This window comes from Pedococcus sp. P3_C7, assembly GCF_056402615.1.
Genome location: NZ_JBFUHC010000002.1, coordinates 55980 through 81399 on the forward strand (window position 1 = coordinate 55980; position 25420 = coordinate 81399).

Consider the following 25420-nt stretch of genomic DNA (forward strand, 5'->3'; position numbering starts at 1 on the left):
AACCGAGTCCTGCGTCGTCCGGACGCGCCGAGCTCACGCTCCCCACGGCGATAGCTCGCCGACGGGCGGCCAGGGCCGCCGGATACCCCTCCTCCACCAAGCCGTCCCGGCGCTCAAGCTGATGCTCACCCGACGGTCAGCGAATGCCTGTGTCGCAGGAAATGTCGACCTTCGAATACGCACCGGCCCCGACTCGCGCGTCCTTCCGCTCGCAGGACATGCCGGCGTCGGCTGTGACGACGTACTTCCCCGGTGCCACGGCGACGCGGTAGCTGCCGTCCGCGTCGGTCGTGGTGCGCGCCACCACTTCGCCACCGGCATACGAGTCGCCGGGCCGCTGCTTGGCAACGGTGACCTTCGAGCCTGCGGCCGGCTTGTCTTCGCATGGCTCACCCTCGGTCTCGACGGGACACTGAGGCCCCAGGTGGACGCGGCCAATAACGCCCGACTGGTCGAGAGTCGTCCCGGGGCTATGGTCGCCGCAGCCGGCGAGAAGCAACCCGGTAAGGGCAACGGTGAGTACTCCGCCTACGCGCACGTCGATGAGACGTTCAAGCGCACACTGACGCTCCACGAACGAGGTCCGTGACGGCGACAAACCGCGGGGCGCCTCAACAATGCAGGCGAGCGAATGCGGGCGGATTGACGCACCCCCGCCGGTGGCGACGACGTACCCAGTCGCGATCACGGATACTCGGACGTATGGCCCCCTGTAACCCTGTGCTCCGGCCGTTCACTCACCACGGCCAGGGCCGGTAGCAGAGTGGACGTTCGCGTCGGGCTGTGTGGGTGGACGGTCTCCCAGTCGTCGTATGCGCGTCGCTTCCCCGTGGTCGAGGTGCAGCACACGTTCTACGATCCGCCAGCGGACGCCGTGCTGACGCGCTGGCGGAGCGAGGTGCCGGCCAGTTTCGAGTTCACCATGAAGGCATGGCAGGTCGTGACCCACGAGTCCAACAGCCCCACCTACCGACGACTCAAGAAGCCTCTGCCGGACAGCGCACGCGATCAGGTCGGCGGCTTCCGGACCACGCCCCAGGTTCTCGCGGGCTGGCAGCGCACCCTCGAATGCGCCCGGATCCTGCGAGCCACTGCCGTGCTGCTGCAGTGCCCGAAGAGCTTTAACCCGACGACCGAGAACGTCGCCCGGTTGCGGACCTTCATGGGGCAGGTCGAGCGGCCAGCGGGGCGGCTGCTCTGGGAGCCGCGGGGTGAGTGGCCCACGAACTTGCTCATCGAGCTGTGCGCCGAGCTGGACCTGGTGCACGTCGTCGACCCCATGCAGAGCGAGACCGTGACGCCAGAGCAGACCTACTACCGGCTGCATGGGACCACGGGCTGGCGGCACGTGCATACCGATGACGAGCTGCGCCGGCTGCGCGACCTGGTCGAGGGCCGGCCCTCGCCGTACGTGATGTTCAACAACATCCCCCGCGCAGGCGACGCCGACCGGTTCATCAGCCTGCTTCGTCATCAGGGTGCGTGACCGCGGCAGGTTGGCCAGAGGCGGACCGCGTCAGTGCAGCGGCAGAGGCGGCTCGGCCCACCATGGGCGCTCGTCGTGGTTGATCCGAACGACCCACTTGACCCAGTGGAAGCCGCGGCGACCAGGGACCACCAGGCGGACCGGCGACCCGTGGGCTGGGGAGAGACTTTCGCCGCTGATGCCGGTTGCCAACAGGAGCTTGTCGGTCAACGGAAGCCGTCGCGAGTATCCCGTCGCGCTGGTCACCTCGACGGTTCCCTTGGCCTCCGGTGGCAGCAGTCGGCTCAGGCGCACACCCGACCACTCCTGCTCGGTCCACCACCCGCCCGTGCAGTCCAGGACCGCCACCTGCCGGTCGTCCCACTGGGCGAGCTCAGCCAGTGACCAGTCGCGCGACGAGCCGCCCGTCGCCACGGTCAACCGCCAGCGCGCCGCGTTGAGAGTGGGCACCTGGTCGAACAGCCACGACGTGGCGGGGATCGCGGTGACTGCGGACGAGGTGAGCTGGAACGATCCGGTCGGCCGACGTATGCCGGGCTGCGCCGTGAGCGCGCCGGTCGCCTGGACGCTCGCCTCGAGCGCGGCTGCCACGGAGGTCAGCACCGTCAGTCGAACGAACGAGCGACGCGACAGGTCAGTCCGGCGCGGGCGGACCCGGCGCTGCCGCGCGTGAGCAACCGTGAGGACCCCGGCCAGGACGCCGGCACCCACGTGCACCTGCATGGTCGTCAGGGGCGAGCTGGCGAACAGCACGCCGGCCACGTGCGCGACGCCCGTGATCAGGGCGAGCAGCACGCCGAAACCCAGAACTATCGACGTGACCCGCCCACGCCGCCCCGGCCGCCGTAGCCCTCTGCGGACGACCATCGACTTCCATGGCACGAGCACTACCACCAGGAGCGCGACGACTCCGTGGATGATGGCGACCGGCCAAACCGGCCCACTGCCCAGCACGAACATCGTGAACCCGGTCGCGACCGCCAACGGGACCGCGACCAGCAGGGTCAGGTTGGCCAGGCGACTGCTCATCGGCGTCGGGCCGGGCCCTTCCACTTGAAGTGGACGAAAATTCGGCCGTGGTTGTCCACGTCCTTCTCGACCCGGTGATAGAGCGCGCGGATCTCCTTCTGGTCGAGGAAGCGCAGCACCCGCTTCTTCAGCGCCCCAGACCCCTTGCCCGGGATGATCTCCACCAGGGGAGCCTTCTTCGCCACGGCTTCGTCCATGACGGCACGCAAGGCGCGGTCGATGTCCGTGCCGCGGTTGTAGATGTCATGCAGGTCGAGCGAAAGCTTCACCCTGCCATCCTGCACCCGACCCTCGCGGTCGACACCATCCCCGGCTGCCCGACTCCTTCCGATGAGCGATCCGCAGATGCCCGCCTCGCGGCGAAATGACGCGCCTTCGCGACAATTGCTTGACTGGGCGGATCACGCCCGGAGCAAGGATGGAGTCCACTGAGGCCCTTCAGCACAGGACTGGGCGGTCAGCTCGATCACCCAGCCCGGGTTTGCTAAGGGTCGACGTCAAGGAGGAGCGATGCGCAGCCAGGCCATGGAGCGTTTGAGTGTCCTAGTCGGACCGTGGCGGACGACGATGCGAAATGCGTGGTTCCTCGAGCCGGCGGGATTGGAGGTGCCAGGCTCGGCGACGGTCGAATGGCTCGGCGACGCGTTTGTGGTTTTCCGCTGGACAATGGAGGGCGATGTCGGAAGCGCAACGAGCGAGATGGTCCTCGTTCTCGGTCGTAGTGACGCGCGCGAGGCGTACACGGCCCTCTATCACGACGAGCGAGGCGTCTGCCGGGTCTTCGCAATGACCTTCGACGACTCGCAGTGGGTCCTTAGTCGCGAGGACCCCGACATGTTCCAGCGATTCACCGCTGACGTAGGGCCGCATCGAGTAGTGGGTCGCTGGGAGGCGTCCGAGGATCACGGGGCCACCTGGCGCAAGGACTTCGACCTCATCTTCGAGCGCGCGTAGGAACTCTTCGCGCGTAAGCACTTGGTCATCCGATAAGTCAGGGCTAAGCCGCTACGCGGCGGGAAGAAGCGCATGCGGCCAACCGCTGGGTCAAGCCCACACGCGCAGTTCAGCGCAAGAGCAAGTTTAGCCCGACCGTCAGCACGACCGAGAGAAGCACTGACACGAGGATCATCGTGAGGCAGCCCGCAGTGCCCCCGAGGGGCTGGACGTCGACACCTCCCATACGCATGCGGCCTCTATACCCCGCCATACCTACATCCACACAAGTGCGCCTAAGTCGGGGAGCCCGGTGGGCACCGTCACGGCTGCGGTCGTCCTCCAGCGGAGGCTTGCCCTAGCTGCCCCTACCGCGGCGGTAAGACGCGCCGCGCCGCTCAGAGCGTGGCATGGGCGGACGCTCAGATGGCGGGACATGGGCGCCCATCTTCGGCTGGCCCGCGACGGCACCCTTCGGCCGTGCCGTTCACTGGCTCTCAGGCTCGGCGAGCCACCAGCCGCAACCCCTGTGACTGCGAGGACTGTTGTTTCGGGTAGCGCACCCCTCCGAATGCCTCTCCCGTGGCGTGTTCCTGGGTGAGACTCTGGATCGGAGAAGCCCATGGACACGTTGCGCGACCTACTGTTGGACCTGGCCGACGATGCACCGACGGGAGGTGCGCCACCGGCGGAGCTCTGGGCGCGCGGAAAGCGGACTCAGCGCAGGCAGCTCGTGGCCCTCACGGCCGCTGCCCTGGTCGTGGGCACCATCGGCACGGGAGTCGGTCTACGACTCGGCGATCGCGATCAAATCGACCTTGTGCCGGCGACGAGCGTTGCCTTTCCGCTTCCGATCCAGTACCCGACGGGGGCGGTACTGCCGGAGCTCGGCGAAGCTCCGGGACCGCTGGCCGCAGTCTGGCTGGTCCCGCACGAGGGTGGCGGCTCGCCCGAGGCCGTCGGCCTGGTCGCCCGGACCGGGAGGTTCGGCAAGCTCTCGATCGACCTGCCTCGTGACGATCCCGAGGCGCTTGACAGAGTGAGGGTCGCGCTGTCGCCCGACGGACACAGGCTGGCCTACACGCACCTGACGTCGCGTCCGGGGGCAGAGGATGTGGTCCTGCAGCCGGTCGTCCGCGACCTGGTCAGCGGCCAGACCCACACGTCCGCGTTCGGGTTCGGTACGCGCGTGGGGGGTCTGTGGGTCGACAACAACCACCTTTACGGCCTGGTCGCGGGAGGCAGTGACGGCGACGGATGGCTGTGGGAGCCGGGTAAGGCGCCCACCCGAGTCAACCCGTATCGGTTGCCCTACAGCGGTTCTGACGTTGCGGTCGCCAGTTGGCCCGCGCAGGGCCCACCGACGAACTTCGGCGACGACTCGAAGTCATGTTCAACGCTCAACGTCTATGACGCCAAGACCCTGAACAGTTCGCCGGCTGACGTACCAGCACTCTGCAACCTCCTCGGCGTCATCGGTCCCGACACCCTGCTCGGTCACCGGAAGGACCCGACGAATGGCGAAGTCACAGTGGTTGCCGAGGAGTTCCACGCCGCCGTTCCGTTCTGCCCCTCGATCCAGCGCTGCGAACTGCCGGTCAACGATGCGAACCGTCGTCTGGTGGTCGCATCGGGGGCTCCCGATCGGGTCAGCTTCGCCACCGCCCTGATCGGTCAGGCGCTCCGCACGGGCGGCCGGTCATGACCGGCTACGGCAACTTCGAGGAATTCGTGGTCGCTCGCCGAGGAGCCCTGCTGCGGACCGCATACCTGCTGACCGGGAACCATCACGATGCGGAGGACCTCGTTCAATCAGCCCTGATCAAGGTGGTGCCCAAATGGCAACGGATCGAGGACCGACCGGAGGGCTACGTCAGGCAGGTCCTCGCGCGTGAGTCCGTGAACCGCTGGCGCAGTCGCCGCTGGCGCGAGGTCCCGACTGACCTGATGCCCGAAGCGTCGTCCCACGCCAGCGACGAGAACCTTGACCGCATCGCACTCCTCGACGATCTCCGCGGGCTGTCGCCGCGCCAACGAGCGGTCCTGGTACTGCGCTATTTCGACGACCTGACCGAGGCCGAAACGGCTGTGGCTCTCGACATCTCCGTGGGAACGGTCAAGTCACACGCCCGGGAGGCGTTGGCACGCCTGCGCAACCAGCCATCGGGCCAGCAGGAGGCTGCGGTCACGCCGTCAAGCGCCGCATCCAGTCGTCCAGCAGCCTCGGCTACTCCCTAACTGCCGGTGAATCCCATCGATCACCACGCCCAACCTGGGGGGCGCCGAAACGTCCGAACCCCTTCACGCCCGGGGATGGTCGACCACCCCAGTCGGGAGCTGCGGTTGGGGGGCACCGTCACGGGCTTCGGCCGACCTCGGTCCGGCAGCCTGCCCGGACCGGTCCTAGGCGGTGGTAAGACGCACTTCACGCATGGTGGCATGTCCGATGAACGGAGCGCCGGCTATCGAGTCAGAATGGAAGATCACCTCAACACGCCACCGACCGTGTCCCCCGGGCGAGGAGACCGGTTTGGGTGGGAGGGCAAGGTGCCGGACTAATACCGTTCGGCACCCCAACTTCCGAGTTCAGTGATCGCCTCGCGCAATGCGAGCCCTCGATCAGTTAGGGCATAAGCGCGTGTGTTGTGCCGAAGGGGCAGGCGGATCAGCACTCCAGCGGCTTCCAGCTCGCGCAGGCGGGTCGCAAGCATGTTCGTCGGCGTTCCGAGGTTGCGCTGTAGGTCGCCGTAGCGCTGTGGCCCGTCGAGCAGCTGCTCCACAATCAGCAGTGCCCACCGGCTTCCGACGATGTCGAGGGCCGCGGCGAGGCCGGTCACTCGGTGGAATCGGTGTTGGGCTTCATCCAAAACGGCGAGTAGTGGTAGCCGTCCGGATCGTCGAACTGGCGCTGGTACATGAAGGGGTAGTCGTCGATGTCGCCGATTCGCCCACCCGCAGCAGCGGCGCGGTCGACCAGATCGTCGACCGCCTCGCGGCTGCCGAGGTCGAACGAAACCGTGACCTTTGAGGGCGTATCCGGTCCGCCGATCAGCTCCTCGACGCCGCCGACGCTGGCGTACATCTCGCGGCTGCCAAGCATGAGGTACTGCTCGGGCGCGATAGCGAAGCACGACACGTTGTGATCGGACATCTCCGCGTTGAGCGTCCAGCCCAGGGCGGTGTAGAAGGCGGTCGCACGCTCGACGCTCTGGACGGGGCAGGTGATGAAGAGGCTCATGCGGGCATACTTGCAAAATGCAAGTGAGCCGTCAAGACCTTGATAGCCCGCAGCTGCTGAGTAGGAGCGGCGATCACAAGGGGCTGACCTTCGACCTGTCCGATTTGGCGGCTGTGGCAAACGATCTGATGCGTTGGGAGGGGGAGCAGCGGTGGCCCCGTTGGCCGCGATGGGTCCTCGGTATGTTCGGCGGCAAGGGCCCGCCTCAGGTGTAGCCACGCTCCACGAGCACGCAACCGTACGCACTCATTTCGGCGTGAGCGGAGGTTATTGACTGGTCGACAGGCGGCGGAATGGCGCTCTTTCGTGAACCGACGCAATGCTCACGGTGCCAGTGAGGCTCTCGACACAACGCCGGCGCCCTGTCAGGCTCGGCTCACCACGCAGTGGCTCGCCAAGGCGTGAACCGGGTGGCAGGGCCGCGGCCGAGAACGTCATAACCCCGAGTAGGAGAGCTCATGGCGGAGTACGTGGTGGCGGCACAGATCAGCGTTCAACCAGACGTCGATTGGGCTCCGCAAGACGGCATCGCGAGCGACCCCACTTACCTGAAGCACCTTTCGTACGAGAGGGCTGCCGGCACCTACGTGGAGGTCGAGGGCATAGGCGAGGTGGTCTTCGACGCCCGCGGCCGACAGCAGGACGCGGACGCCAACCCGTGGGCGCGGGAAGTCGTCCATGGCCTGCCCCCGATCGTGGAGGAGTGGGGCCCGGATGACTGGGCCTTGGAAGCTCCAGCCGATGCGCGGGGGCGGTGGACCGTTCCGGTGTCCGGGCGACCGGTCGTCCTCCTTGCCGTCGCTGGCGGCAACCAGGTCTTCGACCACTGGGAAGGTGAGGCGTGTCGCGGCCAAGGCGCTCGCTGCGAGGTGGCCGAGCCCGCGGGACGCAGTGAGATCTACTCGATCGACGTCGAGGCCAAAGCCGTGTTCCTCAAGGCTCCGGAGACCAGTGATCCACGAACGGAAACCCTGGAGCAAGCCCTGGCCGCGGGCATGACCAATCCGAGGGTCCGTCGCCCAAATCCGCTCGGTGGCTGAGCCCGGTCCCCCGGAAGGCGTTGCCACACCTCGGTAGGGCCCAAGGGCGATCGCGGCGGAATGGGACAGGCGAGTCGAGAGCGATTGGTGGATCAGCCCCATGCCTCTCCTCTCTGGTCTGTACTGGTGCCTTGAAACAACATGGTCGGTAGTCTCGAGCGGTGACGAGCGAGCCATTCGGCATGTTCGAGGGGATGTACGCCGGCGCGGAGGCGGGCGGGGCCAAGCCGCCCTGGGACTACGGCGCCCCTCGTCCACAGCTCGTGGCGTGGGCTGAGGCGCAGAACCTAGCCGGGGGTGGCCGCGAGGCGCTGGTCGTCGGGTGTGGCTACGGAGCTGACGCCGAGTACCTTGCCTCGCTGGGATATCGCACCACCGGGTTCGACTTCGCGCCGACCGCGATCGCTGGAGCGCGGCGGAAGTATCCCGCCAGCGAGGTGAAGTACCTCGTTGCCGATGTCCTGGATCTTCCTGGTGAGTGGCGGCGTCGGTTCGACTTGGTCGTAGAAAGTCTCACCGTGCAATCGATGCCGCCAGAGCAGCACACCGAAGCTGCGCAGAGGATCGGCTCGCTAGTGGCACCAAAAGGCACGCTACTGGTCCTTGCGACCACCCGGGACGAAGGGGCCGAGGTGAAAGGACCGCCGTGGCCGCTGTCCCGCGTGGAGCTTGAGGACTTTGCCCACGGCGACCTCATCTTGCGCCGGGTCGAGCGAATCGAGGGCGGCGCTTGGTGGCGAGCCGAACTCTCAAGAGGAGAGGCACATTCGACCAATAGCGCGGGCGGCTCATAGATCGGCTCCTGCCTGTGGTCACCTCGCGGCGGAGTGCCGCATGCAGAGGGCATCCCCTCTAGTCGTACGGGTGTGCTCGAAAAGGCGCCGTCTGGCGTCGAGTGTCTGAGGGGGAGCGCGGTGTAACTCGCTGGCGAGCCGAGAATCCGAAGGTAGGAGGACGGCATAAGCCGGTCTGTCAATCCGTCCTGAAGCGCAGTGCCTGGCGAGCCGGGGCGCAGTCTCGGCGTGCCGGTTTGCTCCCGCGCTCCGACGCGATGCAGCCCGTGCACCCCATGCACGCGCACTGAGCACGTCGCCACTGCTTGGCTTGACCCTTGGAAGCCTTGGCAATGAGAAGGCCAGGTCTTCGAATTCCCTCAGCTCCACCTACTGGAACCTCGTCTGACCACCGCAAACGTGCTCGGTCGGGCGGGGTTCTTCCGTCGTCATTCGGACGCCACCGCCCGCCTGCCGATGACACCGCCGCGTGGCCCGGAAAGGGAAGCACATGAATGACAAGGCGAGGCACCTCCAACCGCAAGGTGCCCCGCCTCGACTCGACCAGGATCAGGGAGCGGGATAGGCCTTCGGCAGTCGCATGCCGCGCTCGGCCATGATGTCTCGGACATGGTTCGGGTAGTCGGTGATGATGCCGTCGACACCCAGATCCATGAGCGCCTCGATCGTGGCGTTGTCATCGCACGTCCACGGGATGACCTTCAGGCCGCGCTGGTGCGCCTCGGAGACCATCTCCTTGTCCGGGTAGAAGCGGAACATGGGGTCGCTCACCGTGCCGTTCTGCGGGAAGCCGTAGTTCGGCGACACCGCCGTCAGACCGGGTACCGCAGCCTCGGCCGTCTTGACCAGGTCACCTCCGTAGGTATCGGAGTCGACGCCGCCCAGCCACGGAGAAGCACCAGGCTTGCCGACCTGCAGGAAGTCGTAGTTCGTCAGGGCGACGAGCGGCCAGGTCGGGGCGAGGGTGTGCATCAGCTTCAGTGCACCCCAGTCGAAGGACTGGATGGTCACCTGTCGCTCGATGCCAGAGGCGTGGATCTCCTCGTAGACCCGGCGGACGAACTGCTCACGTGGGGCCGTCTGCTCAGGGGCACCGGCTTCCACCTTGGTCTCGATGTTGAGCTTGACCTGGTTGGCCCGGTACTCCTTCACGAGGTTCAGGACGTCCTTGAGCTCCGCCATGCGCCAGCCCTTGATCTGCTCCTGCTGTGGGAAACCCGGCAGCTGCTGGTAGCCGCAGTCCATGGTCCTGATCTGGGCGAGCGTGAGGTCCTTGATGTACTTGCCCACGTAGGGATACGTCGGGTCGCCCGGGAACGCCGGCGCAGTGTCCTTGCACTTCTGCGCGCTGATCTGCCGGTCGTGGTTGACCACGACCTTGTCGTCCTTGGTGACGTGGGTGTCGAGCTCCAGGGTGCTCACGCCCAGCCGCAGCGCCTTGGCGAATCCGGGCAGGGACTCCTCCGTGGTCATGCCAATGCCGCCACGGTGGGCCTGGAGGTCGAACTGTGTCTTCTGTGGCAACACGCCCAGGCCAGCGGTGTCGGGAGTGGCCTGGGCCACGCCAGTGGCGGACAGACACAGGCCAGCCGCAATGGCTGTGGTCGCAACAACTCGTAGTGCTCTCATGCCCCGGACGCTAAGCGGACAAATCGACGAGTTCGCTACCCCTGGGTGAACCCCGGCACAACCAGCGGTGTCCCGGTGCCGCATTGCGCTTTCGTGCATCATCTTCTAATGTCTAATCATGTCTCTTTTAGAATCCGTCGCAGCGCGGGACGCCGATCAGGACGACCACCCCCCGGCGGGCCGGCTACGGGTGGTCCACGAGCGAACAGCCGTGGACCTGGGAGCGGCCGAGCGAGCGGTGGCGGACCTGCTGCTGGCCCTCGGAAAGGACCCGGCGTCGGTGCACCTCACTGACACGCCGCGTCGCGTGGCCGCCTCGTATGCCGAGCTGCTCACCCCTCGCGAGTTCGAGCTGACCACCTTCCCCAACGACGAGGGCTACGAAGAGCTGGTCCTGGCCAGGGGCGTCCCGATCCAGTCCCTCTGCGAGCACCACCTGCTGCCCTTCCACGGGACTGCCACCGTCGGCTACCTGCCGGGCGACCGCATCCTCGGGCTCTCGAAGCTGGCTCGCGTCGTCGAGCTCTTCGCCCGCGACCTGCAGGTCCAGGAGCGGCTCACCAAGCAGGTCGCGGTCTGGTTGCAGGAGCACCTGTCGCCGCGTGGGGTCGGGGTGGTCATCGAGGCGGAGCACCTCTGCATGTCACTGAGAGGGGTGCGCGCCGCCGGCTCACGCACCGTGACCTCGGCGCTGCACGGCCAGCTCCGCGACGATCCCGGGTCTCGACAGGAGTTCTTCGCGCTGGCGGGGATGGGCGCCTGACGAGTTGGACCACGCGGTGAACTAACTCTTGCTAGCCTTGTCCGGTAGGGGTCGCCGAGACCCGTGCCAGGTCAGGAGGCTGTGCGTGCAGGAGGCCGAAGGTCGCACCGACCCCGCCTCGATGCGTCGCGCGAACATGGGCCTGATCCTGCGGCACCTCCGTGACCGAGGGGGCAGGTCGCGGGCGCGACTGGCCGCCGAGACAGGCCTGTCCAAGGCCACCATGTCAACGCTCATCGCCGACCTGGTCGACCGGGGTCTGGTCGTCGAGGGGGAGCCCGACAGGGCCGGGGCCGTGGGCCGTCCGGGGCTGACGGTCAGCCTCGACGGACGACGGGTGTGCGGGCTCGGGGTCGAGATCAATGTCGACTACCTCAGCCTGATCGCGGTGGACCTCTCGGGCACCGTCATCCGCGAGTCGACGCGGCCGATCGATGCCGCCAACCTCCCTGCAGGCGACACCATCGCCCGCGCGTCCGAGCTCCTCGGCGAGGCCCTGGCCTCACTGGGCGCAGCAGGAGTGCAGTGCGTCGCCATCACCATCGCCGCTCCCGGCTTCATCGACAGCGGCGGCGGTGTCGTGCGGCTCGCGCCCAACCTGGGATGGCGCGACGTGGGCCTCGTCGATGAGGTCGAACGCCTTCTGGGACAAGGACATCCACCCATCTCGATCCAGCACGACGCCAAGCTCGCTGCCGTGGCCGAACACGCCCTGCGGGCGGGAAGCGGAGTCAGTGACCTGCTGTACATCTCCGGCGACGTGGGGGTCGGTGGAGGCATCATCTCTGGCGACCACATCCTGCGTGGCGCCCACGGCTCTGCCGGGGAGATCGGTCACCTGCCGCTCGACCCGGCCGGCCGCCAGTGCGTCTGCGGACGTCGGGGCTGCTGGGAGACGATGGTCGGGCTCGCCGCCTTCCTCCGACTCGCCGCGGACGAGTCGGATGTGGTGCACAACCCGGGACGGCCGCTCGAGGACCGCCTGCGTGAGCTCCGTCGACGTGCCCTGGACGGCGATGCCCGCACCCTGGCCGCGCTGGCCACCATCTCCGAGGGGCTCGGCACGGGTGTATCCATCCTCGTCGACGTCCTCGACCCCGGCCTGGTCGTCCTCGGCGGCTACTTCGCGTGGTTCGAGGAGCAGCTGGTCGTCCCTGTCGCCGGGCTCGTGCTCGAGCGCCGCCTCAACACGACTGCCGAGGTATGCCGCGTGGTCGGCTCCACGCTCGGCCTCACCTCCGCGGCCCGGGGCGGGGCGCACTACTCGCTCGACACGGTCTTCCAGGATCCGAGTGTGGTCGCGCCCTGACATCCCCCTGACACCGGGCCTTGACAACCGACGGTGCGATGACGAGATAATTCAGGCACCGAATGAATCAATGAGCGCGAGGTCCACCATGGCGGGGCAGTCCCAGAAGCGCCCCGCTGCCGCTGCGGTGGTGGCCGCCGTCGACATCGGGGGCACCCGGATCAAGGCCGCCCTCGTGGACCGCGACTACAGCGTGGTCGTCCAGACGACGACGCCGACCCCCAGCGACATCGGTGCCGACCTCGGCGGAGTGGTCGCCGCCACGGTGAAGGAACTCCTGGCCGCCGCTCCTCGTGACCGCGCGGTGCACCTCGTGGGGTGCGGTGTGGTCGTCCCCGGCCTGGTCGACGAGGTCCGCGGGTTCGGCGTCTACTCCGCCAACCTCGGCTGGCGGGACCTCGACATCCGCGGCGGCGTCGAGTCCCTGCTCCAGGTGCCCGTCGTCGTGGGGCACGACGTGCGGGCCGGCCTGCTGGCCGAGTCGCGCCTCGGTGGCGCGCGCGGCCGCAGGCAGGCCCTGTTCATGCCCCTCGGTACCGGGATCGCCGGAGCCCTCCTGCTCGACGGCGCGGTGGTCTCCGGCGACGGCTGGGCCGGCGAGCTGGGTCACGTCGTGGTCGACCCGTCGGGGCCCGCCTGTCCGTGTGGCCAGCGCGGCTGCCTCGAAGTGCTGGCCTCCGCCGGCGCGATCGAGCGGACCTACGCCGAGCGCTCCCGACGACAGTCCCAGGCGCAGTCCCAGGCGCAGCCCCCAGAGCAGCCCGCAGAGGCGATCACCGCCGAGGTCATCGCCGCCCGCGCCGCGGCGGGGGAGGCGCTGGCCTCGTCGGTCTGGGCCGATGCGATCAGCGCGCTCGGCCGGGCGGTGGTCATGACGGTCACCCTCACTGGCATCGACCTGGTCCTCGTGGGAGGTGGGCTCTCCCAGGCTGGCGAGGTGCTGCTCGCGCCCCTGCGCGACGAGGTCGCCGCCGGGCTCACCTTCCAGCGTCCCCCGGCCATCGAGCGTGCTTCCCTCGGCGACCGGGCCGGTTCGCTCGGGGCCGCCTGCCTCATCTGGGACGCCCTGTGATCCTCACCGTCACCCCCAACGCCGCGCTCGACGTGACCTACGAGGTCGACGCGCTCACGCGGCATACCAGTCACCGGGTGCGGGCCGTCACCGAGCGCGCGGGTGGCAAGGGAGTCAACGTCGCCTCGGTCCTGGTCGCGTGCGGCCACGACGTCGTGGTCACCGGGTGCGCCGGTGGGGCGACGGGCGCACGGATCCGGGCGGACCTCGAAGCCCGAGGACTGCGCCACTCCTTCGCCGACGCCGACGGTGAGGCGCGGCGCACCCTCACGGTGGTCTCGGCCTCGGACGGCGACGCGACCGTGTTCAACGAACCCGGGCCGGAGCAGTCGCCGGAGTCCTGGCGCGCCCTGCTCGACCACGTCGGCGACCTGCTGGCCGAGACCGGTGCGTCCGTCGTGGTGCTGGCCGGCAGCCTGCCTCCCGGCATCCCCGACGACGGCTATTCAGTCTTGGTGCGTCTGTGTCGCGACGCCGGGGCCGCCGTCATCCTCGATGCCGACGGCGAGCCGCTGCGCAGGGCCCTCGAGGCCGGGCCCGACATCGTCAAGCCCAACCGCGTCGAGCTTGCCGAAGCCACGGCGACCGACGACGTGGTCGCCGGCGTCGCGGCGCTGCGCGCTCTCGGTGCCCGTGACGTGGTCGTCTCCGCCGGCCCCGACGGACTGACCTGGTATGCCGCGGACGGCACCGCCGTACACGCCCGCCTGGACGCCTCGCTGGCCGGAAACCCGACGGGGGCCGGCGACGCGGTGGTCGCCGCCCTCGCCGCCGGCCTCGCCGAAGGTCGCCCGCACGACCTGGTCCTGCGCCATGCCGTGGCATGGTCGGGCGCAGCGGTGCTCCAGCCAGTCGCAGGCGTGGTGGAGCCGACGGACATCTCCCGGTTGGAGACCCAAACCCTCGTGGAGGACGTTCGATGACCCTGGTGAACCTCGCCGACGTGCTGACCGAGGCATCGACCCGCGACCGCGGTGTCGGAGCCTTCAACGTCATCCAGCTCGAGCACGCCGAGGCCCTCGTGGGCGCCGCCGAGGAGACCGGCTTGCCGGTGGTGCTCCAGATCAGTGAGAACGCTGCTCGCTATCACGGCGCCCTGACGCCGATCGCCTTGGCCACCAAGGCGATTGCCGAGGCGTCGTCGGCTCGCTGCGTGTTGCACCTCGACCACGCGGAGAGTGTGGCGCTGGTCGACGAGGCCGTCCGGCTGGGCTTCACCTCGGTGATGTTCGACGGTTCGAAGCTGGACGACGCGAGCAACCGCTCGACGACCCGCGAAGTCGTGGTGCGGTGCCACGCAGGCGGGGTCTCGGTCGAGGCCGAGCTGGGTGAGATCGGAGGCAAGGACGGCGTGCACGCGCCGGGGGTCCGCACCGACCCGGCGGACGCCGCCGCCTTCGCCGCTGACACCGGGGTGGATGCCCTGGCCGTCGCGGTGGGTTCGTCCCACGCGATGACGAGCCGCACGGCGACACTCGACCTCGACCTGATCGCCCGAATCCGTGCCGCCGTGCCGGTTCCCTTGGTGCTGCACGGTTCCTCGGGCGTCGCGGACGAGTCCCTGGTTGCCGCCGTCGCCCACGGCATGACGAAGGTCAACATCGCGACGCACCTCAACTCGGCGTTCACCGCGGCCGTGCGCGACCACCTCGCCGACAACCCGACCGTCGTCGACACCCGCCGCTACCTCGGCGCCGGACGGGCGGCTGTCCAGGCCGAGGCCGCCCGGCTGCTGCGCCTGCTCGCCGGGGAGTGACCGGCTGAGCCGCCTTACTACCTGCCCGACCTACCGGCCCGACCCACCTGCGAGCCGATCCGCTAGACCCAGCTGGGGAACCACATCCGCAGCGACCACTGGCTCTGCGGGATCACCTGCGCCGTGTAGACCGGCCAGAAGAACGCGAAGATCGCCAGCGTCAGCACGCAGTAGGCGCCCACGGCATACAGGCCGATCTCCCGGCGTCGCCACGAGTCGGTGCGCTTCCCCAGGGCCAGCCCCAGCACGAACACCACCGCGAGGATGATCCACGGCTCGAACGCCACCGTGTAGAAGGAGTAGATGGTGCGCTCCTCGAGCCCGAACCAGGGCAGGTAGCCGCCAGCCAGCCCGGCGAGGATTCCGCCGGCGCGCCAGTCGCGCTTGAACAGCCAGTAGAAGACCAGCACCAGGATGGCAGCCGCGCCGAGCCACCAGATCGAGACGGTGCCGATCGACGTGATCGCCTTGGAACACTGGGCGACCGGGCAGCCGTCCACCCCGCGCTTCGGGCCCTCGTAGAAGAACGACGTCGGACGTCCCTGGATGACCCACGACCATGGGTTGGTCCGGTACGGGTGGTTGTCGTGCAGGTTGACGTGGAACTTGTAGATCTCCTGGTGGTAGTGCCACAGCGAACGCAGCGCATCGGGCGCCCACGGAGTGTCGTGCGAGGGGTGGATCTTGCCCCACTGACGGTCGTAGCCGCCGCTGGACGCGAACCAGCCGACCCACGACGCGAGGTAGGTGGCAAGAGCCGTCGTGCACATGACCAGGGCTGCCCACAGGCCGTCCCGCACGACCATTCCCGAGAACCAGTGCCGCACCCCGACGGCGCGACGGGCCCCCATGTCCCACAGGACCGTCATCAGCCCGAACGCCATGAGGAAGAACAGCCCCGACCACTTCGTCCCGGCGCAGAGGCCGAGGCAGATGCCCGCCACCCAGCGCCACGGACGGGCCCCGAGCCACGGACCGAGCCCTGAGGCGAGCGCATGGTTCGACAGCCCGGCCGCGCGCTCGGCGAGCAGGGCCCGGGCCCGGTCACGGTCGATGAGCAGCGCGCAGAACGCCGCCAGCGCCCAGAACATCACGATGAGGTCGAGCAGCCCGGTCCGTGACTGGACGAAGTGGTGGCCCTCGAAGGCGACGAGGAACGCCGCGATCGTGCCGAGCAGTGACGACCCGAACATCCGTCGCGCAGCACGCCCGATCATCAGGATCGACAGGGTCCCCAGTACGCACACCGAGAACCGCCAGCCGAACGACGACGTCTGCCCGAACAGGTGCTCCCCGGCCGCGATGATCCACTTGCCCACGGGTGGGTGGACGACCAGATCCCCTTCTGTCCCAAAGACATCCGGAGTGCCTTGCGTGAACAGCTCGTCCGGCTTCTTGATGGTGCCCGGCACGCGCATCTCGACGCCGTACTCGAGCATGGAGACACCCTGCTTGACGTAGTACGTCTCGTCGAAGACCAGCTGGTGCGGACGGCCCAACGACCAGAACCGCATGCCACCGCCCACGACCGCGAAGAACAGCGGGCCGAGCCACCCCCAGAGGGTGTCCGATGGCCTGAATCCGAGCAGCCGTGATCGCAGCAGCTCGATCCGGGTCATGCGCGCCATCGTATGCACAGGAACTACGGCACCCCTGACAGGATGGCGACGTGACCTCCGCCGCGACTCCCGCCGCAACCTCGGGCGCGACCACGGCCGCGACTTCGGGCGCGACTTCGGGCGCGACTTCGGGCCTCGGCGTCCTCGTCCTCGCAGCCACCCCGATCGGCGACCCCCGCGACGCCGCCCCGCGTCTCGCCGAGGAGATCGCCACTGCCGACATCGTCGCGGCGGAGGACACGCGCCGGCTGCGGCGGCTGTGCTCCGACCTCGGCATCTCCCCGGCCGGTTCGGTGCTCAGCTACCACGAGCACAACGAGGCGTCGCGCACCCCCGACCTGGTCGAGCGCCTTCGCGCCGGCGCGCGGGTGGTCGTCGTGACCGATGCCGGTATGCCGTCCGTGTCGGATCCCGGGTACCGGCTCGTCGACGCCGCGGTCACCGCGGGGATCCGCGTCACGTGCGTGCCCGGCCCGAGCGCAGTGCTCATGGCGCTCGCCGTCTCCGGTCTGCCGGTCGACCGGTTCTGCTTCGAGGGCTTCCTGCCGCGCAAGGCGGGGGAGAAGGCGCGCGGCCTGGCTGCCCTCGCGGACGAACGGCGGACGATGGTCTACTTCGAGGCGCCGCACCGCATCGATGCCACCCTCGTCGCGATGGCGGACGCCTTCGGCCCGGATCGCCGCGCGGCGGTCTGCCGGGAGCTCACGAAGACCTACGAGGAGGTCCGCCGCGGAGGGCTCGCCGAGCTGGCGGCCTGGGCGGCCGACGGGGTCCGGGGCGAGATCACCGTGGTGGTGGCCGGGGCGACGCCGACGGTGACCACCGTCGAGGAGGCCCTGCCCGGCATACAGGAGCGGGTGGCGGCCGGTGAGCGGCTCAAGGACGTCTGCGCCGACGTGGCGGCCACCACGGGCCTGAAGAAGAAGGCGCTCTACGACGCGGCCGTCGCGCGGGGGAAGCCGGCTCTCAGCTGAGCCAAGCGAGGTGGTCCTTCAGCAGGGCATAACCCACGAAGGCGACCACGTCGAGCAGGGTGTGGGCCACGACGAGCGGGCCGACCCGTCGGGTGCGGGTGTAGACCCAGCCGAACAGCAGCCCCATCGCGAGGTTGCCGACGAACCCGCCGAAGCCCTGGTAGAGGTGGTAGGACCCGCGGATCAGCGCCGAGGTGACCATGACGACGGGCAGCGACCAGCCGGCCCGGAGCCACCGGGTGTAGAGGTAGCCGATCATGACGACTTCCTCGAGCACGGCGTTCTGCACGGCGGCGAGGACGAGCACCGGGATGGTCCACCACTGGTCCGAGAGGTTCGCCGCGGCGATCGTGGTGTTGAGCCCGAGCGCCCGCGCCGCCGCGTAGAGGCCGAGCCCCGGCAGCCCCACCGCGGCGGCGAGCAGCGCGCCACGGAGCAGGTCGCGCCCCGGTTGCCGCAGGTCCGCGCCCATCGCGTGCCGGGCGTCCGGGCGGTCGCGCGACAACAGGTGCAGGGCCAGGGCCACGGGGACGAGGGCGAGGACGATGCCCACGAGCTGGTACGTCAGGTCGAGCCACGGCCGGTCGGGCGTGACGGAGGAGTTCATGGCCGTCGTCTGGCGGTTCAGCGCCACGGGTTGGGTCAGCTTGTTGACGAGCGACAGCAGGGCCCAGACACCGCTCGCGCCCAGGCTGACTCCCAGCACGAGGACCGTCTCGGAGACGAGCGATTGGCGCGTGGGGGCTTCGGCGGCGACGGTCATGCGCCCAGTCTGCTGGTGCGGGCTGGACGAACCCTGACGGGTGGGCTCATACGAGTGCGGCGCGGCGATCTCGTCTCCTGCGCCATCGCCGCACCTTGAGCCACAGCCAGACGAGCAGCCACGCCAGCAGGACGAGGAACAGGACCACCAGCACGGGGATGAAGACCGCAACCAGGCTCAGGCCGATCGATGCACCGTCCTCGACGGTCGACGCCACCGGCGCCCCGAACCCGAGCGTGCCGGCGTTGATGGCCGGCCTCGCCACGGTCTTCCCACCGTGCACCAGACCCGAGGTGACCACGCCCAGGATGACCCCGACCCACGGGTTGTTGGTCATCCAGGACGAGTGGTCGAGGCCCTCGGCGGCCGACGTGGCGGCAAAGATCAGGCCACCCATGCTCGGCCGGATGAACGTCTGAACCGCGTCGTTGACGGTGTCGATCGCGGGGATCTTGTCGAGCACCACCTCGGTGAGCAACAGCACCGCGCCGATGCCGATCGCCCACCACGACTCGATCCACGCATACGACTGCGGCAGCGTGATGAAGTCCGTGAAGCGGGCGATCAGCGCCACGACGAGGAACGGGATGTAGGCGTTGAGCCCCGCTGCCGCGGACAACCCCATGCCGGTCAGTGCAGCGATCATCGGCCACCTCCTGTGCGGGTGCGGCGCACCTGTGAAGACATGTCTACTCGACGCCGGTGCGAAATGCGCGGTTCCGCCTCCGCGGCTGTCACCTTCTCCGGCCACCCGACGCAGGTATGCCGCGCGCGGAGTCCGCGCGCGGCATACCGATAGAGGTGGGAGGCGGGTTCAGCTGCCGTCCGCCCGCTTGCGGGCGACGATCTGTCCGAGGACGGCGTAGCCGACGACGAGGTGGGCCGCGCCGACCCAGCGGGCTGCGCCCTCACCGAAGATGCCCATCGTGGGCACCGTCACGACGGCCCAGCTCTCGGCGACCAGGGGGTAGAAGCGGGACAGGCCCTTCCAGCGGCCCGCGATGGCGATGCGGATGCCGATGAGGAACATGCCGAGCATCGAGATCGGCCAGAACATGTCGAGCGCCAGCGACGCAGGGTTGTCGAGGTTGGTCAGCCCGAAGAAGTCTGAGGCGGTGGAGGCCATCGCCAGGGCGAGGGCACCGGTCTCGATGCGCAGCACGCTGCGGGCGACCTTGCCGGAGCCGATGGCCTTGGTGCGCCACAGGACCCGCACCAGGCTGAGGACTCCGACCTGGAAGAGGAACGAACTCGCGTTGTGGGCGTACTGGTAGGCAGTCGTCTCGCTGTTGAGCCCGAACACGACGATCATGCTCGACCAGGCGAGGGCCCCGACGGTGAGCATCGTGCCGTGCCGGAAGTACGGACGCGGGTTGGTCGCCTCGGGCGCCTGGGTGGTCGCGGCGGCGACGTCAGAGCGAGCGGGGGCGGAGGTCTTCGTGACCGACATGGTGGGTCTCCTTGCTGGGTGGTGGTGTCTGTGGTTGTGATGGTGCGGCCGGCACGTGGTCGGTGCCGTTGCCGAGAACTCTGTGGCGCCCCGCGACCCGGGCGGCAGGGGTCGGCGTCCCGTCTCCGGTCCCCGAAGGTGTCCCGACGGATCGGGACACCAATCCCCTGACGGCGGGACACCGGCGTTGGCACACTGGCGAGGTGACCGCTGTGCCTGCCCTGCGCGCCGAGGCGTCGAGCCCGCCCGCGCCCGGGGAACCGGGTTCTCGAGGCGTCGACGCCGGCCCGCGGCACGCCCTCGTGCCCGCGCTGCTCGTGCTGGTGCTGGTGGCCCTCGTGGTCGGCTGCGTGGTGCTCGACGCGCAGTCCACGGACGCCCAGCGCGCGCTCTACGTCTCCGAGCGCGGCGTCGTGAGCGGCGCGATCGGCGCCCTCGTCGGGTTGTGCGGCGCCGCGATCCTCGCGTTCCGCCCGTGGCACGTGGTGGGACTGGTCCTCGCCGGCGCCGGCGCCTTCTGGGCGCTCGACGGTTTCTGCGAGTCGTATGCCGTCGTGGGACTGCACGACCGGCCGCCACTGCCGCTCACGGGACTTGCCTACTGGGTGGTCTCCGAGGCCGGGTCGCTGCTGCTCGTGGCGCTTCCGCTGGTGCTGGTGCTCTACCCGACCGGTCGCCTGCCGTCCGGGCGGTGGCGGTGGGTCGGCCTTGCCGCCCTCGTCATGTCGCTGGCCCTCCCGCTCAGCCTGGTCCTCGCGCCCGACACCGTGATCTACGACGGCCGTCTCCCCGACGAGGTGGTGGCGCTCCTGCCGCAGATCGCACTGCCGCTGTCGGGGTCGGCTGCGACCGCGACCATCCACGTCAGCCAGGTGCTGACCATGCTCGCGATGCCGCTGGCCGCCGCGACCGTGTTCGCGCGACACGCACGCTCCACCGGCGTCGAGCGCACCCAGCTGCGCTGGCTGCTGTGGGCCGCGATCGTCTGCCTGCTGGCCGGCGGCGTCATGCTGCTCGACCTCAACGGGCCGGTCGGGTTCGCTGCCCTGGTGCTCGCGCTGGTGGCGACCAGCGTCTCCGTGGTCATCGGCGTGGTCCGACCCGAGACCGGCGACGTCGATGCCTTGGTCGGCGGCACGCTCGTCTATGGCGGCATCGCCGCCCTGTTCGTCCTCCTCGATCTGGCTGTCGTGGCGGCGGCCGCCTCGCTGCTCGGCGACCGCTTCGAGGAGCGGCAGGTGACCGTGCTCGTCCTCGTGCTGGCCGTCGCCGCGTACGGGCCACTGCGGTCGTGGCTCACCGCGCAGGTGCGTCGCCGGGTGCTGGGCAGGCGGGGGGAGCGGTACGAGGTCGTCTCGGCCCTGGCCGAGCGCCTCGAGGAGTCGGGTGGTCTCGAGGAGCAGCTGCCGATGCTGGCCGCGACGGTGGCAGAGGCGTTCCGGGTGCCGTTCGTGCGGGTCGAGGTCCTCGGGCCCGGCGGCCAGGGGCTCGCGGCGACCCACGGGACGGAGCCGTCAGCGAGCCGCTCGTTCCCCATCTCCTACCGGGGTGAGCGGATCGGGTCGATCGAGCTGCCCGACGGGGGGATCCGCGGCATGCTCTCGCGCCGCGACCGCGTGCTGCTGGTCGACGTCGTCCGGCAGGCGGCCATCGCCGTGCGCAGCAGCCTGCTGGCGCGGGAGCTCCAGGAGTCGCGCGAGCAGCTGGTGCTGGCGCGGGAGGAGGACCGCAGGCGGATCCGTCGCGACCTGCACGACGGCCTGGGCCCGGTGCTCGGCGGAGTGGCCATGCGACTGGATGCCGCGGGCAACGCGGTGGCGACCGACCCGCAGACTGCGCACCGGCTGGTCGTGCAGTCCCGAGCCGAGATCACTGAGGCGCTCGCCGACGTGCGACGGCTGGTCCACGGGTTGCGGCCGCCGGCGCTCGACGACCTCGGCCTGCTCGCCGCTGTCGAGCAGCAGGCGGACCGCACCCGCGCAGCGGGGCTCGACGTCTCCGTCCGCGCCGACGACGTCGCCGGCCTGCCCGCGGCCGTGGAGGTCGCGGCATACCGGATCGTGTCGGAGGCGCTCACCAACGTGGCCCGCCACGCGCACGCGCGCACCTGCACCGTCTCGCTCGCGACCGGTCCGGCCGATCTCGCCGTCGAGGTGCACGACGACGGCCGCGGCATCGCCGCGGACGTGGTCGCCGGGGTGGGTCTGCGGTCGTTGCGTGAGCGGGTGGAGGAGCTGGGTGGTCGCTACGAGGTGCTGTGCCCGCCTGGCGGCGGCACGACGGTTCGGGCCTGGTTGCCGACGGGTGGGGGCGCATGAGCGACGACCGTGAGACCCCGCGTGGCGGCGCCGTCAGGGTGCTGATCGCCGACGACCACCCGATCTTCAGGGACGGCCTGGCGACCCTCCTCGCACCGCACCCCGACATCGAGGTCGTCGCGCGCGCCGCCGACGGCGCCGAAGCCGTGGCGCTGGCGGCCGAACACCGTCCCGACGTCATCGTCATGGACATCCAGATGCCCCACGTCAACGGCATCGAGGCCACCCGTCAGGTGCTGGCCGCGCAACCGTCGGTCGGCGTCCTCGTCTTCACGATGGGTGAGGACGACGGGACCCTGCTGTCGGCGATGCGGGCCGGAGCGCGCGGCTACCTCGTCAAGGGGGCCGCGCAGGACGAGGTGGTCCGCGCCATCATCGCGGTCGCGGGGGGAGGCGTGGTGTTCGGCGCGTCGCTGGCCGCAAGGATCGGCGACCTGCTGTCGCCGTCCTCGCAGCACCGGGCCCCCGAGTTCCCGATGCTCACCGACCGAGAGCGCGAGGTGCTCGACCTCATCGCCGCAGGGCGCAGCAACGGCCAGATCGCGGCCGAGCTCTACCTTGCGCCCAAGACCGTCCGCAACAACGTGTCCGCGATCCTGTCCAAGCTCCAGGCCACCGATCGCGCCGAGGTCATCATCCGGGCCCGCGACGCCGGGATGGGCCAGCGCGACTGAGCTTTCGGCGCGTGCGCGAGTGCGCGTCTGGCGCGTGCGCGTCCGGCGCGTGCGCGACGGACCGTTCGGCGGTCCCTCGGGTGCTCGGGGACGACCGCTCACCGATTGGCGCGGGGGTATCTCCCCGGATCGGCTCTCCTTCTGGAAGGGTTCCCGGGATCCGGATGTAACCGCTTACATCCGGACAATCCACCACACCGAAGGAGTTGTGGACCCCATGAAGGGAACGCACAGAATCGCCCTCGTGCTGGCGGCAGCCGCCGCAGTGCTCGGTATCGCGCCCGGGACGGCCACCGCAGCCGACTCGCCGCAGGTCGCCGTCATCGCCCACCGTGGCTCCGGCGCAATGGCGCCGGAGAACACCCTCGCCTCGGTCGAGCTCGCCCTCAAGCAGGGTGCGGACTACATCGAGAACGACATCATGCGCACCAGCGACGGCGCGCTGGTGATCATGCACGACCTCACCCTCGCCCGGACCACGAACGTCGAGCAGGTCTTCCCCGACCGCTCGCCCTGGAACGTGTCCACCTTCACGCTCGCGGAGATCAAGCAGCTCGACGCCGGCTCGTGGTTCAGCGCCAAGTACGCCGGCCAGAAGGTGCCGACCCTGCGCGAGTGGGTCGAGGCGGTCGGCTCCCGGGCCGGCATGCTGCTCGAGGCCAAGGACCCGTGGGCCTTCCCCGGCATCGAGCGCGACACCGACAAGAACCTGCGCTCGATCCCGGCCTTCACCAAGGCGCTGGCTGCCGACCGGGTCATCATGCAGGCCGGTGACGAAGGGTGGCTCCGCGCCTACCACGACCTGGCGCCTGACGTGCCGGTCGGGCTGCTCTACTACACCCGCCCCACAGACGAGCAGCTCGTCGCAGCGAGCACCTGGCTCGACTCGGTCCATCCCGCGCTCGGCAACATCGACCAGGGCATCGTCACCCGGGCCCACGAGCTCGGCCTGGACATCCACGTGTGGACGGTCAACTTCGGTGGCGACATGAGCCGAGGGATCTCCTGGGGCGTCGACGGCATCATCACCGACTACCCCTCGGTGCTGCGGGACATCCTCCGCAAGAGCTGACCTCGCCCGGCACCCCCTGCAAGCCATGCCCCGGTATGCCGCCCGCGCGGCATACCGGGGCATCGTGCGTCCCAGCGGTGGCGCCCAGCCCACTGCTCAGCCCACGTCGCTCAGCCCAGGAGGGGGCCGACCAGGTCGGCGCAGAAGTCGACCTCGGTGAACCGGCCGTTCATCGCGGTGATGACCGGGTCGCCGACCTGTTCACCGCCGGGCTGTGCGTCGCCGAGCAGGTCGTACATCGTGACCATGCGCAGGGTGCCGGAGTCGCGGGCGACGACCTGACCCGAGTCGTCGCGCACCGTGAACGAGGCGCCCGAGAGCTTGGAGTCGAAGGCCCAGATGTTGCCCTCGACGTGCGTGCCCCGGGTTTCGCGGAACGTGCTGCGGTCGCTGATCGTGAAGAAGCGGCCGTTGGCCGGGTTGGTGAACGTGTCCACGGCGGACAGGTTCTGCCAGCCGAGGTAGGCCTCGTCGGTGCCCTTGATCGTTCGGATGGAGAAGCCCGCGTGACCTGAAGCCGTGTGGTCGATGGTGATGCCGCACTCGTCGAAGGTCTCGGCGAAGGTGAAGTCGAAGCGGTCGTGGCTGTAGAGCGCGGCCTGCGCAGGTGCGGCGACGACGAATGCGACGGCGGTGGCGGCCAGGGTGGCGATGACCTTGAAGCGAACGTGCATGTTTCCTCCCGGGTTGGCTGATCCCTTCACGGTCCTCAGCGCGCCTGCCGCCCACATCAGGGAAAGCCACTACACCGGCCGGCGTGGCCCCCGACTTTCGGGCGAGTGCCCACGAACTTCCAGTCGTCGGCCTCGAGGTCCTCGCGGCGCACCAGGTCGCCTTCCCACTGCTCGACGCGTTCGATGTGGTGGCGCCCGTCGAACTCGATGCCGACCTTGTGCTCAGGGAAGGACAGGTCGATGCGGTACTTCACCCGGCCACCGGAGTTCACCACCTCGAAGTTGACGACGGGCTCGGGTAGGCCGGCCAGGACCAAGAGCATCCGCAGTCGGCTCTCCATCGGAGAGTCGACGCGCTCACGGACCAAGGAGGCCGCGCGGCATACCAACGAATGGTGGGAGCCGCCCCACTTCGCGGCCGCTGCAACCAGCGCGTCGAGTGTGGTGGCGCCCGCTCTGACCAGCGAGTCGCCGAGCACCACCAGATCGACCAGGCTGCACGACCGGCCCAGGTCCAAGAACGTCCTCTCGGCGGACGTGACGGGAAGGCCGCGTCGGGTCGCCTTCGACGGCATGGCGACGACACGGTGCGGACGAATGCCCGCCACCTTGGGGCGGTGAACACGCGGGACGGTCACGTGGATGTCGGACGAGTCGGGCGCGATCCCACCCCAGAGCCGAGCTGCCGTGTGGTGCGTGATGAGGGCCTCTGCGGGACAGATGGTCAGAGCGGCCAGCGACCTCAGCTGGAGGGTGGGGGTCACGCCGGCGGCATACCGGCGCGCGCCGTGGTGAGCGGGCGGCATACCGAACGGAGGGAAACCCGT

27 protein-coding genes are annotated in these 25420 nt (G+C 69.4%); 15 read left to right on the forward strand and 12 right to left on the reverse strand.

Going from position 1 to position 25420, the window contains the following annotated elements; translation table 11 throughout:
• Positions 1–136 precede the first annotated feature (136 nt).
• A complete protein-coding gene (locus AC1DS4_RS03515) occupies positions 137–688 on the reverse strand; it encodes a carboxypeptidase-like regulatory domain-containing protein (RefSeq protein WP_477633011.1) in 552 nt (183 codons plus the stop codon).
• Positions 689–763: 75 nt separating this feature from the next.
• Between AC1DS4_RS03515 and AC1DS4_RS03520 the strand changes: the two genes are divergently transcribed.
• Positions 764–1486, forward strand: a complete 723-nt coding sequence (locus tag AC1DS4_RS03520; RefSeq protein WP_477633012.1) for a DUF72 domain-containing protein — start codon at positions 764–766, stop codon at positions 1484–1486.
• Between the two features lie 30 nt (positions 1487–1516).
• Here the strand turns inward: AC1DS4_RS03520 and AC1DS4_RS03525 are convergent, their stop codons facing one another.
• A complete protein-coding gene (locus tag AC1DS4_RS03525; RefSeq protein ID WP_477633013.1) occupies positions 1517–2515 on the reverse strand; it encodes a molybdopterin-dependent oxidoreductase in 999 nt (332 codons plus the stop codon).
• A complete protein-coding gene (locus AC1DS4_RS03530; RefSeq protein ID WP_477633014.1) occupies positions 2512–2784 on the reverse strand; it encodes a Smr/MutS family protein in 273 nt (90 codons plus the stop codon). Before AC1DS4_RS03530 ends, AC1DS4_RS03525 begins: the two co-directional genes overlap by 4 nt.
• Positions 2785–3025: 241 nt before the next feature.
• Here AC1DS4_RS03530 and AC1DS4_RS03535 point away from each other — a divergent pair, with 241 nt between their 5' ends.
• The 3 genes from AC1DS4_RS03535 to AC1DS4_RS03545 all read left to right on the forward strand — a co-directional run bounded on the left by AC1DS4_RS03535 (position 3026) and on the right by AC1DS4_RS03545 (position 5686).
• Complete coding sequence (locus AC1DS4_RS03535) at positions 3026–3469, forward strand: hypothetical protein (protein ID WP_477633015.1); 444 nt, start codon at positions 3026–3028, stop codon at positions 3467–3469.
• 739 nt (positions 3470–4208) lie between these two features.
• Positions 4209–5153: a hypothetical protein gene (locus AC1DS4_RS03540; protein ID WP_477633016.1), complete on the forward strand. Its 945-nt coding sequence runs from the start codon at positions 4209–4211 to the stop codon at positions 5151–5153.
• Positions 5150–5686: a SigE family RNA polymerase sigma factor gene (locus tag AC1DS4_RS03545; RefSeq protein ID WP_477633017.1), complete on the forward strand. Its 537-nt coding sequence runs from the start codon at positions 5150–5152 to the stop codon at positions 5684–5686. The genes AC1DS4_RS03540 and AC1DS4_RS03545 overlap by 4 nt, the downstream gene beginning before the upstream one ends.
• Before the next feature lie 317 nt (positions 5687–6003).
• On the opposite strand, the gene AC1DS4_RS03550 is transcribed toward AC1DS4_RS03545, so the two are convergent.
• Positions 6004–6285, reverse strand: coding sequence for a winged helix-turn-helix transcriptional regulator (locus tag AC1DS4_RS03550; RefSeq protein WP_477633018.1), 282 nt, complete (start codon positions 6283–6285; stop codon positions 6004–6006).
• Positions 6282–6686, reverse strand: coding sequence for a VOC family protein (locus tag AC1DS4_RS03555; protein WP_477633019.1), 405 nt, complete (start codon positions 6684–6686; stop codon positions 6282–6284). Before AC1DS4_RS03555 ends, AC1DS4_RS03550 begins: the two co-directional genes overlap by 4 nt.
• Positions 6687–7144: 458 nt before the next feature.
• Here AC1DS4_RS03555 and AC1DS4_RS03560 point away from each other — a divergent pair, with 458 nt between their 5' ends.
• Complete coding sequence (locus AC1DS4_RS03560) at positions 7145–7726, forward strand: hypothetical protein (RefSeq protein WP_477633020.1); 582 nt, start codon at positions 7145–7147, stop codon at positions 7724–7726.
• A 161-nt stretch (positions 7727–7887) separates the two neighbouring features.
• Positions 7888–8520 (forward strand): class I SAM-dependent methyltransferase, encoded by a 633-nt coding sequence (locus tag AC1DS4_RS03565; RefSeq protein ID WP_477633021.1) that lies wholly within the window; start codon positions 7888–7890, stop codon positions 8518–8520.
• Between the two features lie 549 nt (positions 8521–9069).
• Here AC1DS4_RS03565 and AC1DS4_RS03570 read toward each other — a convergent pair.
• The gene (locus tag AC1DS4_RS03570) at positions 9070–10149 is read right to left on the reverse strand and encodes a glycerophosphodiester phosphodiesterase family protein (protein ID WP_477633022.1); all 1080 of its coding nucleotides are present in this window, start codon (positions 10147–10149) and stop codon (positions 9070–9072) included.
• Between the two features lie 118 nt (positions 10150–10267).
• On the opposite strand from AC1DS4_RS03570, the gene folE reads away from it, so the two are divergent.
• From folE to AC1DS4_RS03595, 5 genes are all read left to right on the forward strand, one after another.
• Positions 10268–10912 (forward strand): GTP cyclohydrolase I FolE, encoded by a 645-nt coding sequence (folE, locus tag AC1DS4_RS03575; protein WP_477633023.1) that lies wholly within the window; start codon positions 10268–10270, stop codon positions 10910–10912.
• Between the two features lie 85 nt (positions 10913–10997).
• Positions 10998–12221: an ROK family transcriptional regulator gene (locus AC1DS4_RS03580; RefSeq protein WP_477633024.1), complete on the forward strand. Its 1224-nt coding sequence runs from the start codon at positions 10998–11000 to the stop codon at positions 12219–12221.
• A gap of 70 nt (positions 12222–12291) precedes the next feature.
• Positions 12292–13293: an ROK family protein gene (locus tag AC1DS4_RS03585; protein ID WP_477633025.1), complete on the forward strand. Its 1002-nt coding sequence runs from the start codon at positions 12292–12294 to the stop codon at positions 13291–13293.
• Complete coding sequence (locus AC1DS4_RS03590; RefSeq protein WP_477633026.1) at positions 13290–14216, forward strand: 1-phosphofructokinase family hexose kinase; 927 nt, start codon at positions 13290–13292, stop codon at positions 14214–14216. The genes AC1DS4_RS03585 and AC1DS4_RS03590 overlap by 4 nt, the downstream gene beginning before the upstream one ends.
• Positions 14213–15049, forward strand: coding sequence for a class II fructose-bisphosphate aldolase (locus AC1DS4_RS03595; RefSeq protein ID WP_477633027.1), 837 nt, complete (start codon positions 14213–14215; stop codon positions 15047–15049). Before AC1DS4_RS03590 ends, AC1DS4_RS03595 begins: the two co-directional genes overlap by 4 nt.
• Positions 15050–15111: 62 nt before the next feature.
• Here AC1DS4_RS03595 and AC1DS4_RS03600 read toward each other — a convergent pair whose 3' ends face one another.
• On the reverse strand, positions 15112–16668 hold the full coding sequence (locus AC1DS4_RS03600) for a dolichyl-phosphate-mannose--protein mannosyltransferase (RefSeq protein WP_477633028.1): 1557 nt from the start codon (positions 16666–16668) through the stop codon (positions 15112–15114).
• 50 nt (positions 16669–16718) lie between these two features.
• Here AC1DS4_RS03600 and rsmI point away from each other — a divergent pair, with 50 nt between their 5' ends.
• Complete coding sequence (gene rsmI / locus AC1DS4_RS03605; protein ID WP_477633029.1) at positions 16719–17642, forward strand: 16S rRNA (cytidine(1402)-2'-O)-methyltransferase; 924 nt, start codon at positions 16719–16721, stop codon at positions 17640–17642.
• Here the strand turns inward: rsmI and AC1DS4_RS03610 are convergent.
• The 3 genes from AC1DS4_RS03610 to AC1DS4_RS03620 form a co-directional block, all read right to left on the reverse strand.
• The gene (locus AC1DS4_RS03610; protein WP_477633030.1) at positions 17635–18405 is read right to left on the reverse strand and encodes a CPBP family intramembrane glutamic endopeptidase; all 771 of its coding nucleotides are present in this window, start codon (positions 18403–18405) and stop codon (positions 17635–17637) included. The two genes, rsmI and AC1DS4_RS03610, sit on opposite strands and share 8 nt — an antisense overlap.
• A gap of 46 nt (positions 18406–18451) precedes the next feature.
• Positions 18452–19051: a DUF4126 domain-containing protein gene (locus AC1DS4_RS03615; RefSeq protein WP_477633031.1), complete on the reverse strand. Its 600-nt coding sequence runs from the start codon at positions 19049–19051 to the stop codon at positions 18452–18454.
• Positions 19052–19219: 168 nt separating this feature from the next.
• Positions 19220–19855 (reverse strand): hypothetical protein, encoded by a 636-nt coding sequence (locus AC1DS4_RS03620; RefSeq protein WP_477633032.1) that lies wholly within the window; start codon positions 19853–19855, stop codon positions 19220–19222.
• Between the two features lie 203 nt (positions 19856–20058).
• Here AC1DS4_RS03620 and AC1DS4_RS03625 point away from each other — a divergent pair, with 203 nt between their 5' ends.
• The 3 genes from AC1DS4_RS03625 (at position 20059) to AC1DS4_RS03635 (ending at position 23919) form a co-directional block, all read left to right on the forward strand.
• Positions 20059–22173 (forward strand): sensor histidine kinase, encoded by a 2115-nt coding sequence (locus AC1DS4_RS03625; RefSeq protein ID WP_477633033.1) that lies wholly within the window; start codon positions 20059–20061, stop codon positions 22171–22173.
• On the forward strand, positions 22170–22847 hold the full coding sequence (locus tag AC1DS4_RS03630) for a response regulator transcription factor (protein ID WP_477633034.1): 678 nt from the start codon (positions 22170–22172) through the stop codon (positions 22845–22847). The genes AC1DS4_RS03625 and AC1DS4_RS03630 overlap by 4 nt, the downstream gene beginning before the upstream one ends.
• Before the next feature lie 217 nt (positions 22848–23064).
• Positions 23065–23919, forward strand: coding sequence for a glycerophosphodiester phosphodiesterase (locus AC1DS4_RS03635; RefSeq protein ID WP_477633035.1), 855 nt, complete (start codon positions 23065–23067; stop codon positions 23917–23919).
• Between the two features lie 110 nt (positions 23920–24029).
• Here AC1DS4_RS03635 and AC1DS4_RS03640 read toward each other — a convergent pair whose 3' ends face one another.
• Both AC1DS4_RS03640 and AC1DS4_RS03645 read right to left on the reverse strand, forming a co-directional pair.
• Complete coding sequence (locus AC1DS4_RS03640) at positions 24030–24593, reverse strand: hypothetical protein (RefSeq protein ID WP_477633036.1); 564 nt, start codon at positions 24591–24593, stop codon at positions 24030–24032.
• A 56-nt stretch (positions 24594–24649) separates the two neighbouring features.
• Positions 24650–25399 carry a hypothetical protein gene (locus AC1DS4_RS03645; RefSeq protein WP_477633037.1) on the reverse strand — a complete coding sequence of 250 codons (750 nt, stop codon included), beginning with the start codon at positions 25397–25399 and terminating at the stop codon, positions 24650–24652.
• Between the last annotated feature and the right edge of the window lie 21 nt (positions 25400–25420).

Coding starts and splice junctions, on each gene's coding strand:
- AC1DS4_RS03555 (WP_477633019.1), bottom strand. CDS start 6,686: ATGAGCCTCTTCATCACCTGCCCCGTCCAGAGCGTCGAGCGTGCGACC.
- AC1DS4_RS03560 (WP_477633020.1), top strand. CDS start 7,145: ATGGCGGAGTACGTGGTGGCGGCACAGATCAGCGTTCAACCAGACGTC.
- AC1DS4_RS03640 (WP_477633036.1), bottom strand. CDS start 24,593: ATGCACGTTCGCTTCAAGGTCATCGCCACCCTGGCCGCCACCGCCGTC.
- AC1DS4_RS03630 (WP_477633034.1), top strand. CDS start 22,170: ATGAGCGACGACCGTGAGACCCCGCGTGGCGGCGCCGTCAGGGTGCTG.
- AC1DS4_RS03570 (WP_477633022.1), bottom strand. CDS start 10,149: ATGAGAGCACTACGAGTTGTTGCGACCACAGCCATTGCGGCTGGCCTG.
- folE (WP_477633023.1), top strand. CDS start 10,268: ATGTCTCTTTTAGAATCCGTCGCAGCGCGGGACGCCGATCAGGACGAC.
- AC1DS4_RS03620 (WP_477633032.1), bottom strand. CDS start 19,855: ATGTCGGTCACGAAGACCTCCGCCCCCGCTCGCTCTGACGTCGCCGCC.
- AC1DS4_RS03615 (WP_477633031.1), bottom strand. CDS start 19,051: ATGATCGCTGCACTGACCGGCATGGGGTTGTCCGCGGCAGCGGGGCTC.
- AC1DS4_RS03585 (WP_477633025.1), top strand. CDS start 12,292: ATGAGCGCGAGGTCCACCATGGCGGGGCAGTCCCAGAAGCGCCCCGCT.
- AC1DS4_RS03535 (WP_477633015.1), top strand. CDS start 3,026: ATGCGCAGCCAGGCCATGGAGCGTTTGAGTGTCCTAGTCGGACCGTGG.
- AC1DS4_RS03595 (WP_477633027.1), top strand. CDS start 14,213: ATGACCCTGGTGAACCTCGCCGACGTGCTGACCGAGGCATCGACCCGC.
- AC1DS4_RS03645 (WP_477633037.1), bottom strand. CDS start 25,399: ATGCCGCCCGCTCACCACGGCGCGCGCCGGTATGCCGCCGGCGTGACC.
- AC1DS4_RS03635 (WP_477633035.1), top strand. CDS start 23,065: ATGAAGGGAACGCACAGAATCGCCCTCGTGCTGGCGGCAGCCGCCGCA.
- AC1DS4_RS03525 (WP_477633013.1), bottom strand. CDS start 2,515: ATGAGCAGTCGCCTGGCCAACCTGACCCTGCTGGTCGCGGTCCCGTTG.
- AC1DS4_RS03600 (WP_477633028.1), bottom strand. CDS start 16,668: ATGACCCGGATCGAGCTGCTGCGATCACGGCTGCTCGGATTCAGGCCA.
- AC1DS4_RS03610 (WP_477633030.1), bottom strand. CDS start 18,405: ATGACCGTCGCCGCCGAAGCCCCCACGCGCCAATCGCTCGTCTCCGAG.
- AC1DS4_RS03545 (WP_477633017.1), top strand. CDS start 5,150: ATGACCGGCTACGGCAACTTCGAGGAATTCGTGGTCGCTCGCCGAGGA.